This window comes from Mesorhizobium sp. M4B.F.Ca.ET.214.01.1.1 (assembly GCF_004791545.1).
GTDB lineage: Bacteria > Pseudomonadota > Alphaproteobacteria > Rhizobiales > Rhizobiaceae > Mesorhizobium > Mesorhizobium abyssinicae.
Map to the genome: position 1 here is coordinate 163,123 of NZ_SRUX01000008.1, position 16,027 is coordinate 179,149.

The 16,027-nt window shown below is 63.4% G+C and carries 15 protein-coding genes; 10 read left to right on the forward strand and 5 right to left on the reverse strand.

The window, feature by feature from the left end; genetic code table 11:
* Positions 1-65: 65 nt before the first annotated feature.
* The 6 genes from gnd (at position 66) to EN857_RS17575 (ending at position 6,380) form a co-directional block, all read left to right on the forward strand.
* Positions 66-1,079: a phosphogluconate dehydrogenase (NAD(+)-dependent, decarboxylating) gene (gnd, locus tag EN857_RS17550; protein WP_127392816.1), complete on the forward strand. Its 1,014-nt coding sequence runs from the start codon at positions 66-68 to the stop codon at positions 1,077-1,079.
* Between the two features lie 17 nt (positions 1,080-1,096).
* A complete protein-coding gene (gene zwf, locus EN857_RS17555) occupies positions 1,097-2,473 on the forward strand; it encodes a glucose-6-phosphate dehydrogenase (protein ID WP_127392817.1) in 1,377 nt (458 codons plus the stop codon).
* An 11-nt stretch (positions 2,474-2,484) separates the two neighbouring features.
* Positions 2,485-3,189 (forward strand): ROK family protein, encoded by a 705-nt coding sequence (locus tag EN857_RS17560; protein ID WP_127283073.1) that lies wholly within the window; start codon positions 2,485-2,487, stop codon positions 3,187-3,189.
* 116 nt (positions 3,190-3,305) lie between these two features.
* Entirely contained in the window at positions 3,306-3,761 is a 456-nt protein-coding gene (locus EN857_RS17565; RefSeq protein ID WP_127283072.1) for a MucR family transcriptional regulator, read from the forward strand.
* 119 nt (positions 3,762-3,880) lie between these two features.
* Positions 3,881-4,981 carry an aminotransferase class I/II-fold pyridoxal phosphate-dependent enzyme gene (locus tag EN857_RS17570; protein ID WP_127392818.1) on the forward strand — a complete coding sequence of 367 codons (1,101 nt, stop codon included), beginning with the start codon at positions 3,881-3,883 and terminating at the stop codon, positions 4,979-4,981.
* 160 nt (positions 4,982-5,141) lie between these two features.
* On the forward strand, positions 5,142-6,380 hold the full coding sequence (locus EN857_RS17575; RefSeq protein WP_127283070.1) for an MFS transporter: 1,239 nt from the start codon (positions 5,142-5,144) through the stop codon (positions 6,378-6,380).
* Between the two features lie 229 nt (positions 6,381-6,609).
* On the opposite strand, the gene EN857_RS35785 is transcribed toward EN857_RS17575, so the two are convergent.
* The 3 genes from EN857_RS35785 to EN857_RS17585 form a co-directional block, all read right to left on the reverse strand.
* The gene (locus EN857_RS35785; RefSeq protein ID WP_245494399.1) at positions 6,610-6,831 is read right to left on the reverse strand and encodes a hypothetical protein; all 222 of its coding nucleotides are present in this window, start codon (positions 6,829-6,831) and stop codon (positions 6,610-6,612) included.
* Complete coding sequence (locus tag EN857_RS17580) at positions 6,740-7,234, reverse strand: hypothetical protein (protein WP_245494397.1); 495 nt, start codon at positions 7,232-7,234, stop codon at positions 6,740-6,742. Before EN857_RS17580 ends, EN857_RS35785 begins: the two co-directional genes overlap by 92 nt.
* Positions 7,235-7,717: 483 nt before the next feature.
* Positions 7,718-8,596 (reverse strand): LysR substrate-binding domain-containing protein, encoded by an 879-nt coding sequence (locus EN857_RS17585; RefSeq protein ID WP_245478145.1) that lies wholly within the window; start codon positions 8,594-8,596, stop codon positions 7,718-7,720.
* A gap of 134 nt (positions 8,597-8,730) precedes the next feature.
* Here EN857_RS17585 and EN857_RS17590 point away from each other — a divergent pair, with 134 nt between their 5' ends.
* The 4 genes from EN857_RS17590 to EN857_RS17605 all read left to right on the forward strand — a co-directional run bounded on the left by EN857_RS17590 (position 8,731) and on the right by EN857_RS17605 (position 14,659).
* Positions 8,731-10,125, forward strand: a complete 1,395-nt coding sequence (locus EN857_RS17590; protein ID WP_127283083.1) for an FAD-binding oxidoreductase — start codon at positions 8,731-8,733, stop codon at positions 10,123-10,125.
* A 22-nt stretch (positions 10,126-10,147) separates the two neighbouring features.
* Complete coding sequence (locus EN857_RS17595) at positions 10,148-11,323, forward strand: MFS transporter (RefSeq protein WP_127283068.1); 1,176 nt, start codon at positions 10,148-10,150, stop codon at positions 11,321-11,323.
* Between the two features lie 504 nt (positions 11,324-11,827).
* Positions 11,828-13,546: an adenylate/guanylate cyclase domain-containing protein gene (locus tag EN857_RS17600; RefSeq protein WP_127309192.1), complete on the forward strand. Its 1,719-nt coding sequence runs from the start codon at positions 11,828-11,830 to the stop codon at positions 13,544-13,546.
* A gap of 366 nt (positions 13,547-13,912) precedes the next feature.
* Positions 13,913-14,659: a DUF4239 domain-containing protein gene (locus tag EN857_RS17605; RefSeq protein ID WP_245493227.1), complete on the forward strand. Its 747-nt coding sequence runs from the start codon at positions 13,913-13,915 to the stop codon at positions 14,657-14,659.
* Positions 14,660-14,735: 76 nt separating this feature from the next.
* On the opposite strand, the gene EN857_RS17610 is transcribed toward EN857_RS17605, so the two are convergent.
* Positions 14,736-15,248: an OmpA family protein gene (locus EN857_RS17610; RefSeq protein WP_135858941.1), complete on the reverse strand. Its 513-nt coding sequence runs from the start codon at positions 15,246-15,248 to the stop codon at positions 14,736-14,738.
* A 9-nt stretch (positions 15,249-15,257) separates the two neighbouring features.
* Positions 15,258-15,917, reverse strand: a complete 660-nt coding sequence (locus EN857_RS17615) for a L,D-transpeptidase (RefSeq protein WP_128345968.1) — start codon at positions 15,915-15,917, stop codon at positions 15,258-15,260.
* Positions 15,918-16,027: the final 110 nt, after the last annotated feature.

Genomic DNA, 16,027 nt, shown 5'->3' on the forward strand with positions numbered 1-16,027 from the left:
ATCATGATCGATCAAGACAGCACGGCCAGTAGATTCTATTTTCCTCGAGCGACTGGGATAAGACCATGCAGATCGGAATGATGGGACTGGGCAGGATGGGCGCCAACATGGTGCGCCGCCTCATGCGCGACGGCCATGAATGCGTCGTCTACGACATCAACCCGGCAAGCGTCGCCGCTTTGGTCAAAGACGGCGCCATCGGCGCGGCCTCGATGGAGGAGTTCGTCGGCAAGCTTTCCAAGCCGCGCAGCGCCTGGCTGATGCTGCCGGCGGCGATCACCGGCAAGATCGCCGACCAGGTGGCGGCGCTGATGGAGCCCGGCGACATCATCATCGACGGCGGCAATTCCTACTATCACGACGCCGTCGACCAGGCCGCCGAGCTTGCAGCCAAGGGCATCAACTATGTCGATGTCGGCACCAGCGGCGGCGTCTGGGGCCTGGATCGCGGCTACTGCCTGATGATCGGCGGCCCGGACGAGGCGGTTCGCCATCTCGATCCGATCTTCGCCACGCTGGCACCCGGCGCCGACGCCGACAGCACGCCTGCCAAGGACGCCGGCACCGCGCCCTACGGCTATCTGCATTGCGGGCCGAGCGGCGCCGGCCATTTCGTCAAGATGGTCCACAACGGCATCGAATACGGCGTCATGGCCGCCTACGCGGAAGGCATCAACATCCTGAAGTCGGCGAATGCCGGCAAGCGCGCGCGCACCGCCGACGCCGAGACCAGCCCGCTGGAAAACCCGCAATACTACCAGTTCGACATCGACCTGCCGCAGGTCGCCGAGGTCTGGCGTCACGGCAGCGTCATCGGCTCCTGGCTGCTCGATCTCACCGCCGGCGCGCTGAAGAACGACCCGGCGCTGACGCAGTTCGGCGGTCGCGTTTCGGATTCCGGCGAAGGCCGCTGGACGCTGAAGGCGGCGATCGACACCGGCGTGCCGGCGCCGGTGCTGTCCTCGGCGCTGTTCGACCGCTTCTCCTCGCAAGGCGAATCCGAATTCGCCGACAAGCTGCTCTCCGCCATGCGCTACGCCTTCGGCGGCCATGTCGAGAAGCCGAAGACCGGCGCCTGAGAGCGGGGAAGACATTGATGAGCCAGGAACGGTCCGACACGCTGGTGCTCTTCGGAGCGACCGGCGACCTCGCCCACAAGAAGATATTCCCAGCACTTTACCAGATGGTCGCCAAGGCGACGCTGACCGAGCCGGTGATCGGCGTCGCCTTCGACCCCTGGGACATCGGCAAATTGCAGGCGCGCGCCCACGACGGCATCGCCACCGCGCTGGGTAGCGTCGACGAGACGGTGTTCGCCAAGCTGGCCTCGCAACTGCGCTATGTCAGCGGCGACTACCGCGACGGCGCGACCTTCGAGAAACTGAAGACAGCGCTCGGCTCCGCCCAGCACCCGCTGCACTACATGGCGGTGCCGCCGACCATGTTCGAGACCGTAGTCCAGGGGCTGGAGCAGTCCGGCACCGCGCGCGGCGCGCGGCTGATGGTGGAAAAGCCCTTCGGTCACGATTTGCAGTCGGCGCGCTGGCTCAACCGGGTGCTGCACCTGGTGTTCGACGAGCAGTCGATCTTCCGCATCGACCACTATCTCGGCAAGGAAGCGATCCAGAACCTGCTCTATTTCCGCTTCGCCAATGCCTTCCTCGAGCCGATCTGGAACCGCAATTTCGTCGAGAGCGTGCAGATTACCATGGCCGAGGATTTCGGCATCGACGGCCGCGGCAAATTCTATGACGATGTCGGCTGCATCCGCGACGTCATCGAGAACCACCTGCTCAACATATTGTTGCTGCTCGCCATGGAGCCGCCGGTCGGCCGCTCGGCCGACGACCTGATCGACGAGAAGGTGCAGGTGCTCCGTGCCATCCGCACGCTGACCAAGGAAGATGTCGTGCGCGGTCAGTTCGACGGCTATCTGGCGGAGCCGGGTGTCAAGCCCAACTCCCCGGTCGAGACCTTCGCCGCGGTCCGCTTCTTCGTCGACACCTGGCGCTGGCAGGACGTGCCCTTCTTCATCCGCGCCGGCAAGAACATGCCGGTGCATGCCACCGAGGTGATCGTGCGGCTGAAGCGGCCGCCGCTCGATGTCTTCGACCCGATCAAACCGGACGACGCCAACTATGTCCGCTTCCGCATCGACCCGCAGGTGGCGATCTCGATCGGCGCCCAGCGCAAGGTGGCCGGCGACGACATGGTCGGCGAGCAGGTGGAACTGACGGCGCTCGACGACTCGAAGGGTGACATGCCGCCCTATGAGCGGCTGATCGGCGACGCCATGAACGGCAACGGCCAGCTGTTCACCCGCCAGGATGCGGCCGAGCTTGCCTGGCGCATTGTCGGCCCGGTGCTTGGCGACACGACGGCGCCGCACGTCTACGCGCCGAAGAGCTGGGGACCGGCCGATGCCATGAACGGCTTCGGCCCGCCGAACGGCTGGATCAACCCATCGAAATAGGGGGCAACGACATGGCCAAGGCGGCAAAGCCGGCGGCGGCGGACGCGGAACCGATCGTGCTGACGATCGACATCGGCGGCTCGCACGTCAAGATCCTGACCAGCGCCGGCGGCGAGATGCGCCGCGCCGAGTCCGGCCCGGGCCTGACGCCGCAGCAGATGATCGCCTCGGTGAAGACGCTGGCCGAGGGCCTCTCCTATGACGTGATCTCGATGGGCTACCCCGGCCCGGTCGCCCACAACCGGCCTTTCGCCGACCCCGCCAATCTCGGCAAGGGTTGGGCGGGCCACGACTTCGCCGCCGCCTTCGGCAAGCCGGTGAAGGTGATCAACGACGCGCTGATGCAGGCCATCGGCAGCTATGAGGGCGGGCGCATGCTGTTTCTCGGCCTCGGCACCGGCCTCGGCGCCGCTATGATCGTCGACAATGTCGCCCAGCCGATGGAACTCGCCCACCTTCCCTACAAGAAGGGCGGCAGCTTCGAGGACTATGTCGGCGAGCGCGGGCTGGAGAAGCGCGGCAAGAGGAAATGGCGCAAATCCGTGTTCGACGTCGTCGACAGGCTTCGCGCCGCCCTGCAGCCCGACTACGTCGTCATCGGCGGCGGCAACGTCGACAAGCTTGATCAAATGCCCGCCGATTCCAGGCGCGGCGACAATACGCGTGCTTTCGAAGGCGGTTTTCGACTGTGGCGCGACAAGGCGCTGATCGTCTGATAGTATTACATCTCAGTATAGTTATTCAAAATAACGTGTTTCGCGGCGCGAACTCATTGCGTTGAGCAGATTTGCCGACTAGGAGTCGCGCCACCCCCTACCGACGGAGAAATAAATTGGCCGACGACAGCAATGACGCTCGCAAGGAAATCGACCTGCTCGAGCTTACCGCCCACATCGTTTCCGCCTACGTCGAGAAGAACCGTCTGCCTGCCTCCGGCCTCAGCGAGCTCATCGCCAGCGTCAGCGCCTCGATCAGCAGCCTCGGCCAGCCGCCCGAACCGGTCGCCGCGCCGCTCGTCCCCGCGGTCAATCCCAGGCGTTCGGTGACGCCGGACTACATCATCTGCCTCGAGGACGGCAAGAAGTTCAAATCGCTGAAGCGCCATCTTGGCGTCCATTTCGGGCTGACGCCGGAAGCCTACCGCACCAAGTGGGGCCTGCCGGCCGACTACCCGATGGTCGCCCCCAACTATGCCGCCTCGCGTTCCGAGCTGGCGAAGTCGATCGGCCTTGGCCGCAAGGCCGCCGAGCCGGTCAAGACCAGGGGCAGGAAAAAGGTTTCGGCCTGAGCTACCCACGGCGCTGAGCCAATAGTTTCAACGACTGGAACAGAAGCCTGCCGGCGAATCCGCCTTGGCAGGCTTCATGCTTTTGGGCTTGGATAACCCCGACAGTGTCGGGGGCAGCCATGAACTACGCACGGATGGTGATCGAGAAGGAGGCGCCGGAGGAATACGGCTACGACCGCATCCGCTTCAATCTCTCCGAAAGCTCGATCGCCGACCAGAAGCTCTCCGACATTGGTCTGTCGCTGCCAGATCTGACGCTGTTCTACGGCGAACATCGCGGCGACCGGGAATTGCGCGCCCTGGTCGCGGCACAGGACGACGGGCTTTCGCCGGATGACGTGCTGGTCACCGCGGGTGCCGCCGGCGCGCTGTTCATCATCTCGACCGCGCTGCTGTCCGAGCGCGACCACCTCGTCGTCGTCAGGCCCAACTACGCCACCAACATCGAGACGCCCCGGGCGATCGGCTGCGCCATCTCCTATGTCGACCTCGACTTCGACGACGACTTCGCCGTCGATGTCGATCGTCTCGCCGCGGCGATGCGGCCTAACACCCGCCTGATCAGCGTCACCTGCCCGCACAATCCGACAGGCACGACGATGGGCCGGGCCGATCTCGACGCGCTGGTGGCGCTGGCCGAAAGCCGGCAATGCCATTTGCTGGTCGACGAGACCTATCGCGACCTTTCCTACGGGCGGCGCCTGCCGGCGGCGGCATCGCTGAGCCGCTCGGCGATCAGCGTCTCGTCGCTGTCAAAGGCTTTCGGCATTCCCGGCGTCCGCATCGGCTGGCTGGTCACGCGCGACACCGCGCTCCAGGAAAGGTTCCTCGCCGCCAAGGAGCAGATCGGCATCTGCGGCAGCGTCATCGACGAAGCCATCGCGCGCGGCATGCTCCAGCGGCGCGACGCCTTTTTGGCGACACTGCTGCCCGACATGGCCAAGCGCCGCGACATCGTCCAGGCCTGGATAGACCGCGAGCCGCTGGTCGGCTGGGTGCGGCCGGAAGGCGGCGTCGTCGGCTTCCCTCGCCTGAATGTCGGCGCCGATTTCGACCTCGACCGCTTCTACGCAAGGCTGCTGGAAGACCATGGCACCTATGTTGGCCCCGGCCATTGGTTCGAGATGCCTAAGCGCTTCTTCCGTATCGGCTTCGGCTGGCCGAAGGAGGCCGAATTGCGCGGCGGGCTGGAGGCCATCTCCGCCGCGCTAAGGGACTGACTTTCCGTCCCGCGTTGCCGCCAGCCGGAATTTTCTTGATCCAGCGCCGATTCTGCCACACATCCCGCCGCGATCTTTGCTAGAAGGTCATCTGGCCGGACCAGCGCCCATCGTGGAAGTTGCCCCGCCGGCCTTTTTTCGCAATGGGGCCTTTCTTTCCATGACTGCCGAACAGACATCGCCGGACCAGCGCTATGCCGCCTTCCGGCACAGGCCCTTCCTCAGCTACTGGGCGGCGCGCTTCCTCACCACCTTCGCCACCATGATCGTCTCCGTCGCCGTCGGCTGGCAGGTCTACGATCTGACCCGCGATCCCTTCGACCTCGGCATCGTCGGCATCGTCCAGTTCCTGCCGTCGCTGCTCCTGGTGTTGGTCACCGGCGTCGTCGCCGACCGCTTCGGCCGCCGCCTGATCATGACCTTGTCGTCGCTGATCGAAGCGGGCTGTGCGGTTGCGCTCTTGCTGCTTACGTTGCGCGGCCTCGCCGGCCCGCTGCCGATCTTTGTGGTGCTTGCGATGTTCGGCATAGCGCGCGCCTTCTATGGACCGGCCTCATCCTCGCTGTTCGCCAATCTGGTGCCGCCGGAGGACTTCGCCAATGCGATCGCCTGGAATTCGTCGGCCTGGCAGACGGCAACCATTGTCGGGCCCGTCGCCGGCGGCCTGCTCTACGGGCTTTCGGCGGAGACGGCCTACATCACCGCCGCCGTCCTGATGCTGGTTGCGGCGCTGCTCGTTTTCACCATTCCGAAGCCCGCCCAGCAGACCGCCACCGACAAGCCGACGATGGAAACGCTGTTTGCCGGCTTCCGCTACATCTGGAGCGAGAAGATCGTGCTCGGCGCCATCTCGCTCGATCTGTTTGCCGTGCTCCTGTCGGGCGCCTCGGCGCTGCTGCCGGTCTATGCGCGCGACATCCTCGAGCTTGGACCCTGGGGCCTCGGCCTGCTGCGCTCGGCACCGGGCATCGGCGCCATCTGCGTCGCAGTCTGGCTGGCCGGCCACCCGATCCGCGACCATGCCGGCAAGATCATGCTGGGCTTCGTCGGTCTGTTCGGCGCTGTCACGGTTCTGTTCGGCGTTTCAACCATCACCTGGCTGTCAATCCTGGCCCTTGCCCTGCTCGGCGCCACCGACATGTTCAGCGTCTATATCCGCGAGACGCTGATCCAGCTGTGGACGCCTGACGAGGTGCGCGGCCGCGTCAATGCGGTGAACCAGGTCTTCGTCGGCGCCTCCAACGAGGTCGGCGAATTCCGCGCCGGCACTATGGCGGCGCTGATCGGCACCGTGCCGGCGGTGGTGATCGGCGGCATTGGCGCCGTCGCGGTCGCAGGCCTGTGGGCCTGGCTGTTCCCGGCACTGCGGCGGGTACGGCACCTCAACGGCCGGAATTGATTAGCGCCGTATCTAAGCCGCTGGATCCGACGCTCGGGCCAATCAAGCTTGCGCCGATAATGCTGAGATGGAGCCGAGAGAAGACCGGCGGGTTCGGACTGCGAATCCTCGAGAGCTGACATTCAGGTTAGGTGGGTATCGTCGAGACATGACCCGATGCCGAAACATGGAAGCAGGTGGCCACAATCGAGAGAGGAGGGGGGTTGGGCATTCACGCAGCCTCCTGGAATCACACGTCGCTGAGCAAGGGCGCACTCCTGCGCTGCTTGGCTTGCGGGTTGACGATATCGGCATGTCCTTCGCCGCTCATCATCGCCCAGAGGTTCTTGGCCGCATGCCAGCCGATGGCCTGAGTTCCTTCAGTCGTCCAGGCCGCGACATGCGGCGTGCACAAGACGTTGGGTGGCGAAAACAGCGGATCGTCGGTCTTCGGCGGCTCCTGGTCGAACACGTCGAGCGCCGCACCAGCGGACTGCCAGCATCAGAGCGACCGCGTGCTCGCTGACCGTGAAGATCTGAAAATCGTTCGGCGTGCTGGAAACCAGAATGCCGTGCTCGGTGGCGGCGTCGATGTCGATGCTGTCGACACCAATGCCATATTTGGAGATGTAGCGCAGATCCGGAAGCGCCTGCATGACACGCCGGGTGATGCGGGTGCCGCCTGCCCCCATCAAGGCGACACAGCCGTGTGCCTTGGCAATCAGCTCATCCTCGGTGAAGCGCTCGAACGGCATTTCCCAGAGCCCATTTCCGAAAATGACGTTGACTCCACGCTCGCGCAGCCAGTCCAGCGAGGCGTCAGTCGGGTCGTAGCGTTCAAATGCGAGAACGCTGGGCAAGCCTTGAGCGCTCATGATGGTGGCGATCTCCTCAAAAACCTTCGAATTGTCCAGACGGAAAACTTCTTACCGATTTCAATCCGCTTCAAGCGCCATCTAGTCCCGCAAGCCCGCCAGACGCCAGCCATCAACGAACGGCTGCGCATCACTCGGCCTCTTAAAAGGTGAGTTCGCCACCAAATCACCGACCCTCCAATTTGGATTGCCCGCAAGAAATAGGCGGGCTTCCTCCTCTGCCTCAGGAACGCGACCGGCAAGGGCAAGCGCGGGAACCAAGTGCTCCCTCGAACCCGTCCCGTACGTTTCTTCCCGGCTCAACGAAGCAACAGCTTCTTCATAGTGACCGGAGGAAATCTGCGCTATTCCCATGATCCAGAAATACCAACCGGGTGGACGAGGATTTATACGGAGGGCCGCGCCACAAGCTATCAGTGCCGCTTGCGGATCGCCTAAGTAGATCTGAAGCTCACCCATCCATGCAACCGCATGCGCCAGCCGTTAGATCACGGTTCTCATCCACGCCAGGAAAGACTCCATCACCGCGGATCGCTGACTGTGGTTTATCCATACGACATAGAAGCTGTAGCCCGGCAAGGACAATGGATGGGCTTTGACGAGCGTGCCAGTTTCCAGTTCACGGCCAACCACGACGTCACTTAAGATTGCAATGCCTTGCCCGGCGACAACTGCATCGATCGCATGCAGCTCTTCGCGAAAGCTCAAATCCCAGGCTTTGTCCGGGATCAGGTCCGGATCGATTGAACGCGCCGTTGCCAGCCATCGGCGCCAGGTGGGAGCGTCCGGATCCCGGTTCATCCAGTCAAAATGGATCAACGGATAGCGCAGTAGGTCGGCGGCACGCTCGACCGGCCGCCCATCGCCTGCCAGCAATCGCGGACTGCAAATCGGAAAGAAGGAATCGCGGCACAGCTCTTGCGCGGCAAATCCCAAAGGCGGGCGCCGTGTGTAGCGGACCGCCACATCGGCGGCGCCGGCGCGCAGATCGAGCAGCGCGTCCGTGCCGATGATCTCCAGGGGCACGGCCGGGTTGACCTCTCGCCATTTCGGCAACCGGGGCACGAGCCAGCGGCTCGCGAAAGCGTTCGGGCTTGTCACCCGCAACGGCGTTTGAACATCCGAGTCGGCGACCGCGGCAAGGGAACCAGCGAGAATATCAAAGCCGTTGCGCAGGATCGGGAACAGGCGCGCTCCCGCGCTCGTCAGCGCGAGCGGGCGCGGTCGGCGCTGGAACAGCTTCAGGCCGCATATCTCTTCCAGCAGGCGGACCTGGTGACTGATCGCCGTCGGGGTCACGCCGAGCTCCACCGCCGCGGCCTTGAAGCTGCCGTGCCGGGCAGCGGCCTCAAAGGCATGCAAGGCGCGGAGCGGCGGAGTGTTCCTCATGCTGCCAGTGTAGATGAATTCCTCTCACCTAGTAGCTAAGAATTTCGCTTTTGCAGAAGGCCGGACGCTATGAGACCGTGGTCCTGTTGGAACCGAGGACAGCAAGGATGGAGCTTCCGCGACAGACCGACGTGCCATCGGGCCGATCCGATTCCTCGATCACGGCGATCGAACAGTTCCGCCAAGGCTTACGGGGCGAACTGGTATTGCCGAAGGACGCTGCCTACGACAAAGCGCGCAGGGTCTGGAACGGGGCGATCGACAAACGTCCCGCCGCAATCGTCTTTTGCGCCGATCCCGATGACGTCGTCCATGCCGTGACCTATGCCAGGTCGCAAGGCTGCCTCGTGGCGGTTCGCAGCGGCGGCCACAACGTCGCCGGTCTGTCCGTCTGCGACGATGGGATGGTGATCGATCTGTCCCGCATGAAGACGATCGCGGTCGATGCTGAGCGTCGCATCGCCAGGGCCGAGGCTGGTCTGACCCTCGGCGAGCTCGACGCTGCCACACAAGCGTATGGTCTTGCGACGACCATGGGCGTCAATGGCGACACCGGTATTGCCGGCCTCACGCTCGGTGGAGGCTTCGGCAAGCTCGGACGAAAGCACGGCCTGAGCTGCGATAATCTGATCGCGGCCGAAATTGTCACGGCCGATGGACAGCTGTTGCGAACAAGCGCCACTGAGCATCCCGACCTGTTCTGGGCCTTACGCGGCGGCGGCGGTAATTTCGGCATCGTGACGAGGTTCGAATACCGGCTGCACCCGATCGGCCCGTCGCTTCTCGTGGGCTCGGTGCTTCATGCTTACGATCATGCGCGCGAGGCCATGCGGTTCTACGACAGATTCTCCCGCGGCGCCCCGGACGAGGTGAGCGTCGACGCCGCGCTCGTCACGCTGCCCTCGGGTGACCGCGCCTTCAATATCTCGGCTTGCTATGTCGGGTCGCCCGAAGCGGGCGAATCCGTCATCGCGCCGCTGATGCAATTCGGATCGCCCATCGACAGCCGCCTTCAGGCCGTTCCTTATCTCCAGATTCAATCGGCGGGCGACAGCCTCTTTCCGCGCGGGCGGCGCTATTACTGGAAGGCGCAGTTCCTGCGCGAGATCAGCGATGGTGCGATCGAGGCGCTGCTCGGCAGTTACGCGAGGGCTCCCAATCATTCGTCCCTGCTGGTTTTCCAGCAGGTCGGCGGCGCGATCGCTCGCGTGCCCGCGTCACACTCGCCCTATGCCAACCGCGACGCGGCCCTTGACTGCTTCCCGATCGCCATCTGGGACAATCCGGCCGATGACGAGGCGAACATCCGCTGGGCGCGCGAGTTGTGGAACGCGGTCAGACCATTCTCCACCGGCGGTGTCTATGCCAACAATCTCGGCGATGAGGGCGACGAGCGCGTGCGGGATGCTTACGGCGGAAATTATGCGCGCCTCGTCGCCATCAAGAAGCAATACGACCCGACCAATTTCTTCCGGTTGAACCAAAACATACGGCCTGGCTAGTTCGGGCTCCGTGGGGGGAACCGTGCGCAGTCGCTGGACAATCCTTGCGGTCCTGTTCGTCGCCCGCACCGCAATGGCCTTTCAATTTCAGAGCATTGCCGCTGTCGCGCCCCTTGTCGGCGACAGCCTCGGGGCGAGCCTGGCCGACATCGGGATTCTGATCGGCCTTTATCTGGCGCCGGGGGTCGCACTGGCCCTGCCCGGCGCGACGATCGGCCAGCGCCATGGCGACAAGTCGACCGTTCTCGCCGGCCTGCTGATGATGCTGGCGGGTGAAATGCTGACGACGGCTTCGACATCCTGGAGCCTGCAGATCGGTGGCCGACTGATCGGCGGCACAGGCGGTGTCCTCCTGAATGTCCTGATGACCAAGATGGTCGCCGACTGGTTTGCCGGCCGGGAGATCGCAACCGCGATGGCTATCTACATCAACTCGTGGCCAGCGGGTATCGCCATCGCTCTCATGCTGCTGCCGGCAATCGGGACGACGTTCGGGATGGCCGCAGTCGGCCTTGCCGTTTCGGTTCTGATTATGGTTGGCATCGGCCTCATGGCCTTCGTCTATCGCGCCCCGGAGGCGTCACATGCCGGGAGAATAGCGCGCTTGGCCATTTCAGCCGGTACAAGCTATGCGCTGGTCACCGCCGGCCTGATCTGGTGCCTCTACAATGTCGGCTTCGCAATGGTCTTCAGCTTCGGTCCCGAGATGCTTGTCGATCGCGGATGGTCCAACGCGGCGGCAGGCTCGGCGATCAGTGTCGTGCTTTGGCTGGCTATGCTTTCAGTCCCGCTGGGTGGCTTGCTGGTCGATCGCACCAGACGGGGCGGTGCGATTCTCACTCTAGGCTGTGCGGGTTTCGCAATGCTGATGCTCCTTCTGTCGCGGAACGGACCATTGCTGCCCCTCATCATCGCCACGGGGATCGTATGCGGCCTGCCGGCCGGCGCGATCATGAGCTTGCCCACGCGCGTGCTCGATCAAAGGACGCGATCGATCGGGATGGGAGTGTTCTACACCGTCTACTATGCCGGCATGCTGGCCGCGCCAGCGATCGGCGGCAGGCTTGCCGTTTGGGCTGGCACCGCGACGGCCGCGCTCGACCTGGGCGCTGCCGCCCTCCTCATTTGCCCTTTTCTTCTGTGGCCATTCCACCGGTTCACCCGCCTGTCACAGGCGATGGTGGATCCAATCGGGTAAGACGGCTCTGCATTTCCGTTCGTCGGTTAGACCTTCACTTGGCATCACCAGGTCGCGAGTGCAGTCGCTGCACGTCAGCTTTCAGGAAATGCAAAGGTGAACTATACGGCCGACATGCAGCGCAAAGCCGCGGTTCCTTCGGCATGCGAAACTGAACGGATCCGCGTCAAAGGCGACCCTAAACGTGCGATTATCGAGACGCGGAAAGGCCGTTCTGGCGTTTGTATGCGAAGCGAATAGCGGACATTTTAACCGATGGAGCTAAGGTCCTGAATTGGACCCGAAGCCGTCACTGTCCGATTGCGGGGCAACTGCCGCGAACAAGCAGCAGGTAAGGTGGGACCCGCTCGTCAGTGGCGCTGCGGCAGGGATCGCCAAGGCGTCGCGCGAGTCATAGCCTCAAGAAGCGTGATCTGTGGTATGATAGACCGGTGAGGGCACGCTGGAGGCGCCGGTCCCTCGGGCCCGCGGCTTGCGTGTCGCGAATCTTGACTGGGGCTCAACATGGAGCGGAAGCTCGCTGCCATCCTTGCCATCGATGTCGTAGGGTACTCGGCGCTCATGGAGGCGGATGAAGCGGGCACCTTCGATCGGCTGAAACGTGGCCGCAAAGAGCTGTTCGAGCCGGAAATCGAGACGCGACACGGGCGAATCTTCAAGCTGATGGGAGACGGCCTGCTGGCGGAGTTCGGCAGCGTGGTAGATGCAGTCGAATGCGCGGTCACGCTTCAGCGCGGCATGGCGGAACGTAACGCGAGCGTCGCCGAAGACCAGCGCTTCGAAGTCCGGATCGGAATCAACCTTGGGGAAGTGATCGTCGAAGGGGACGATCGCTATGGCGAGGGTGTGAATGTGGCGTCGCGCCTCCAACAACTCGCCGAGCCCGGTGGCATCTGCGTTTCGGAGAAGGTGTCCAAGGAGGTTAGGCAGAAGCTAGCGTTTGCGTTCGAGCCCATGGGCGAGCAGCGGGTGAAGAACATAGCCGAGCCGGTATACTGCTATCGCGTGAACCTGCAGCTTCCGAGAGCGGCTCCGGTAGGGCGACTGGCATCGCTGGAACTGCCCGACAGGCCCTCGATCGCGGTCTTGCCTTTTACCAACATGAGCAACGATCCGGAGCAGGAAACCTTTGTCGACGGCTTGACCGAAGACTTGATCACCGACCTGTCTCGCTCAGCCGGCCTCTTCGTCATCGCGCGCAACTCGACCTTTGCTTACAAGGGGCGGTCGGTCGATGTGCGTTTGGCCGCGCGTGATCTTGGGGTGCGCTATGTGATTGAAGGCAGCGCCCGGCGCGCCGCGGGGCGCGTGCGCATCAATGCGCAGCTGATCGACGCGGTCGGCGGCGATCATATCTGGGCCGAGCGTTACGACAGCAGCCTCGAGGATATCTTTGCAGTGCAGGATGAGGTCACGGCCAAGATCGTCGAAGCCCTCGTCGGTCGATTGGCCGGACAGCCGGCGCGCAAACGGCCGACGAGTCTCGAAGCGTATGACCTCTGTGTGCGAGCCCGCGGTGTCAGTTTTCAGACCGGGTTAGGCGCGCGGGAAGCGCGCACCCTCCTGGAAAAGGCGATCGGACTCGATCCCGACTATGCCGAAGCACATAGCTTGCTGGCCCTCAATCTTTGGCTCGGCTGGCTGTTCTGGAACGAGCCGAGGGAAACCAACCAGCCTCGCGCCCTCGCGGAAGCTCAGCGGGCAGTGGCGCTCGACCCTAACGATGCCGGGAACCGCTGGTTGCTGGGTATCATACTTAGTCACGAACGGCGCTTCCCGGAATCGGATGCTGAGTTCGAAGCGACCTTCAAGCTCGATCCCAATCATGCCGATGCCTGGGCGATGCGCTCGGATCTCATCACCTTAAGGGGCGACGCCGTCAAGGGCGTCGAATTTGTGAAGCGGGCGTTGCGGCTCAATCCGCACCCTCCGGGATGGTACTACTGGATGGCCGGTCAAGCCTATTATGCGCTCGGCGACTATCAATCTGCGGTCGAGGCCTTACGCAGGCCGGAAACCTACCGCACCACGTCGCGGCGCATCTTAGCGGCAGCCCTTGCGCAGCTCGGGCGCCTTGATGAAGCTCGTCAAGAGGCGGAATTCTTCCTGATGAGCGATCCCCATTTCAGCATCGGGCACTGGGCAACATCACAGCCATTCGACGACGAGGAAGTGCTCCAGCGCTTCGTCGAAGGCTACCGCAAGGCTGGCCTTCCCGACTAAAGGGCGCATCCTTTGGATCGCCGGCTTGCTCTCGTCAGATATAGGCTCGTCTTTTGACTATGAGGGCAATGCCCGTGGGTTTCATCGATCAATGTCCGTTGAGGGCGCAAACGCCCCTCACCTTCGCCTGTTCACTCAGATGTCTGCTATTGGGGTGCGGGCAGGATCCGTGCGACGACCGAGATTAGGCGCAAAGCTGACACTCGCTGCCATGCGTAGAGATTGTCGACACGAAGGAACACAGTGGCATTGCCACGAGCGGAATGACGGCCTTACAAACGCCTGACGACGAATTCTCAGGATAGGGCAGGGGCTACTATGAGTGGCTGGTTGCATACTCTTCCACTCGCTTGGATGGCTGTCGTAGTGTTCGGGGCCACCTATATCGTCGCCTTGATCTTGCACCAAGTCATCGCCGCTCTGTCTGCGGGCTCCGCGGCGCGGTCGTTCAAGGCGCTTTCGCCTGGCATGTTGCCGCCGCTCGGGATCATCTTTGGCCTATTTGTGGCGTTCACCGCGGCTCAGGTCTGGAGCGACAACGATCGCGCCAATGCGTCAGTCAATCGTGAGGCCAGTGCGTTGCGGTCGGCCGTGGTTCTGGCGAGCAGTTTTCCAGGGGAGCCCGAGGCGCGCCTACTGGCGCTGGTGCGCAGCTATATCGAGGAAACGACGAGCCGGGAGTGGCCGCTGATGGCCGAGAGCGCGGCGACCCTCACCATAATCCCGCCGGCGCTTAACGAGGCGCTGCGGACGACGCTGGCTTTGGCGCCAGCCAATCCCGGCCAGGAGATCGCGCAGCGCGAGATGACGAGGGCGCTTGAAGATGCCTTCGAGGCGCGTCGCCAACGGGTTCTCGTCAGCTCGGCACAAGTCAACCCCACGAAGTGGGCCTGCCTGATCCTGCAAGCCTTCTGTGCTCTTCTCGCGATCGCGGTCGTCCATAGTGACAACCGAATGGCATCGGCGATCGCTCTTGGAAGTTTTGCGACCGGCGTGGCGGCATCCGTTTTGTTAATTCTCGCCCACGACCGGCCCTTCACGGGAGAGATCGCAGTATCACCGCAACCGTTGCTGCAGGTTATGCCCGAAGCCAATGCGGGCGCTGGCGGATGATACAGGCCGGAGTGCCAAGACGGGTAAATTCCGTCGCGCTGTGAGGCTCTGATTTGGTGACAGGCAAAACTGCCCCCTACGAGTCGTCCCTCTCGTCGCGCAGATTGGACACAACGCGGCGGTTCTGCGACCTGCAGGCGGTGTCGGGACAGTCGCGGACCAGCCTGTCCTTGCCGTAGCCCTTCGCCCACATGCGGTTGCGGTCTATACCGCCGGCGGCGAGGTAGTTCATCACGGCATCGGCGCGCTGCTGCGACAGCGCCGTTTCGCTTGCGCCGGGATCGTCGGCGAAACCCTGCAGCTTGAGCAGCCAGCGCGGATACTTTGCCAACCAGGCGATCTGGGTGTCGAGGGTGGTCTTGGCGACAGAATCGAGCTCCGCCGAACCTTTCGTGAAAAAGGTGCGGCGGCCGACATTGAGGATAAAATCCTCCTCGCTACCCGGCTGCACGTTTTGGAAGCCGGCAATCTCGGCGTTGGTGACGTCGGGCGTGGGCGGGGCCAGCGTGTTGCTGGTCGAGCACGATGCGGCCACCACCAGCAGGCCGGCGGCGAGCAGCCGACGCGTGTTTTCAATCATGCGGTTCATGGTGCGCCATCATTCGACAGTGGTGGAGGCGGGCGCCTGGTCGGCGATGTGCGGCAGGACCTCCACCGCAGTGCCGATCGGGCACCGCTGGTAGAGGTCGATGATGTCTTCCGGGAACATGCGGATGCAGCCGCTGGAAGCGTCGGTGCCGATGCTCCACGGTTCCAGCGTGCCATGCAGGCGGTAGCCGATGTCGGCGCCGTCGCGATACAGATAGAGCGCGCGCGGCCCGAGCGGATTGTTGGGCGCGCCGCCTGCGATCATGGGCGGTAGCTCCGGTCTGCGCTTAAGCATTTCGGGGGGCGGGACCCATTGCGGCCACAGCGCGCGGCGGTCGATCGTCGCGCGGCCGTACCATTTGAAGCCCTCCTTGCCGACGCCGACGCCGTAGCGGATGGCGGTCTTGTTTTCCATGATGAGGTAGAGAAAGTGGTGGCGGGTATCGACCACGACGGTGCCGACCGACTCGCTGCTGAAATACTTGACGATCTGGCGATGCCATCTCTTGTCGATCTTGGCGAAGTTGGTCTTTCGATAGACAAAATTGTTGTCGGTGGCGGTACCGGCGAAATAGGATTTTGCCGCCGCGGCTCGAACAGTATTGCCGGTTGCACCGACCGCGACCAATGCCAGGCCGCCGGTCACGACACCCCTGCGTGATAAAACCATCGGCAATCCCCCATGCCTTTAGGCTGGCAAACCATAGTTGAGAACTATTTCGCCTCAAAGTGGAAAATGCCGCAGTTAGCTGGAAGCCGTCCATCCGCTTTTGGGGGGTG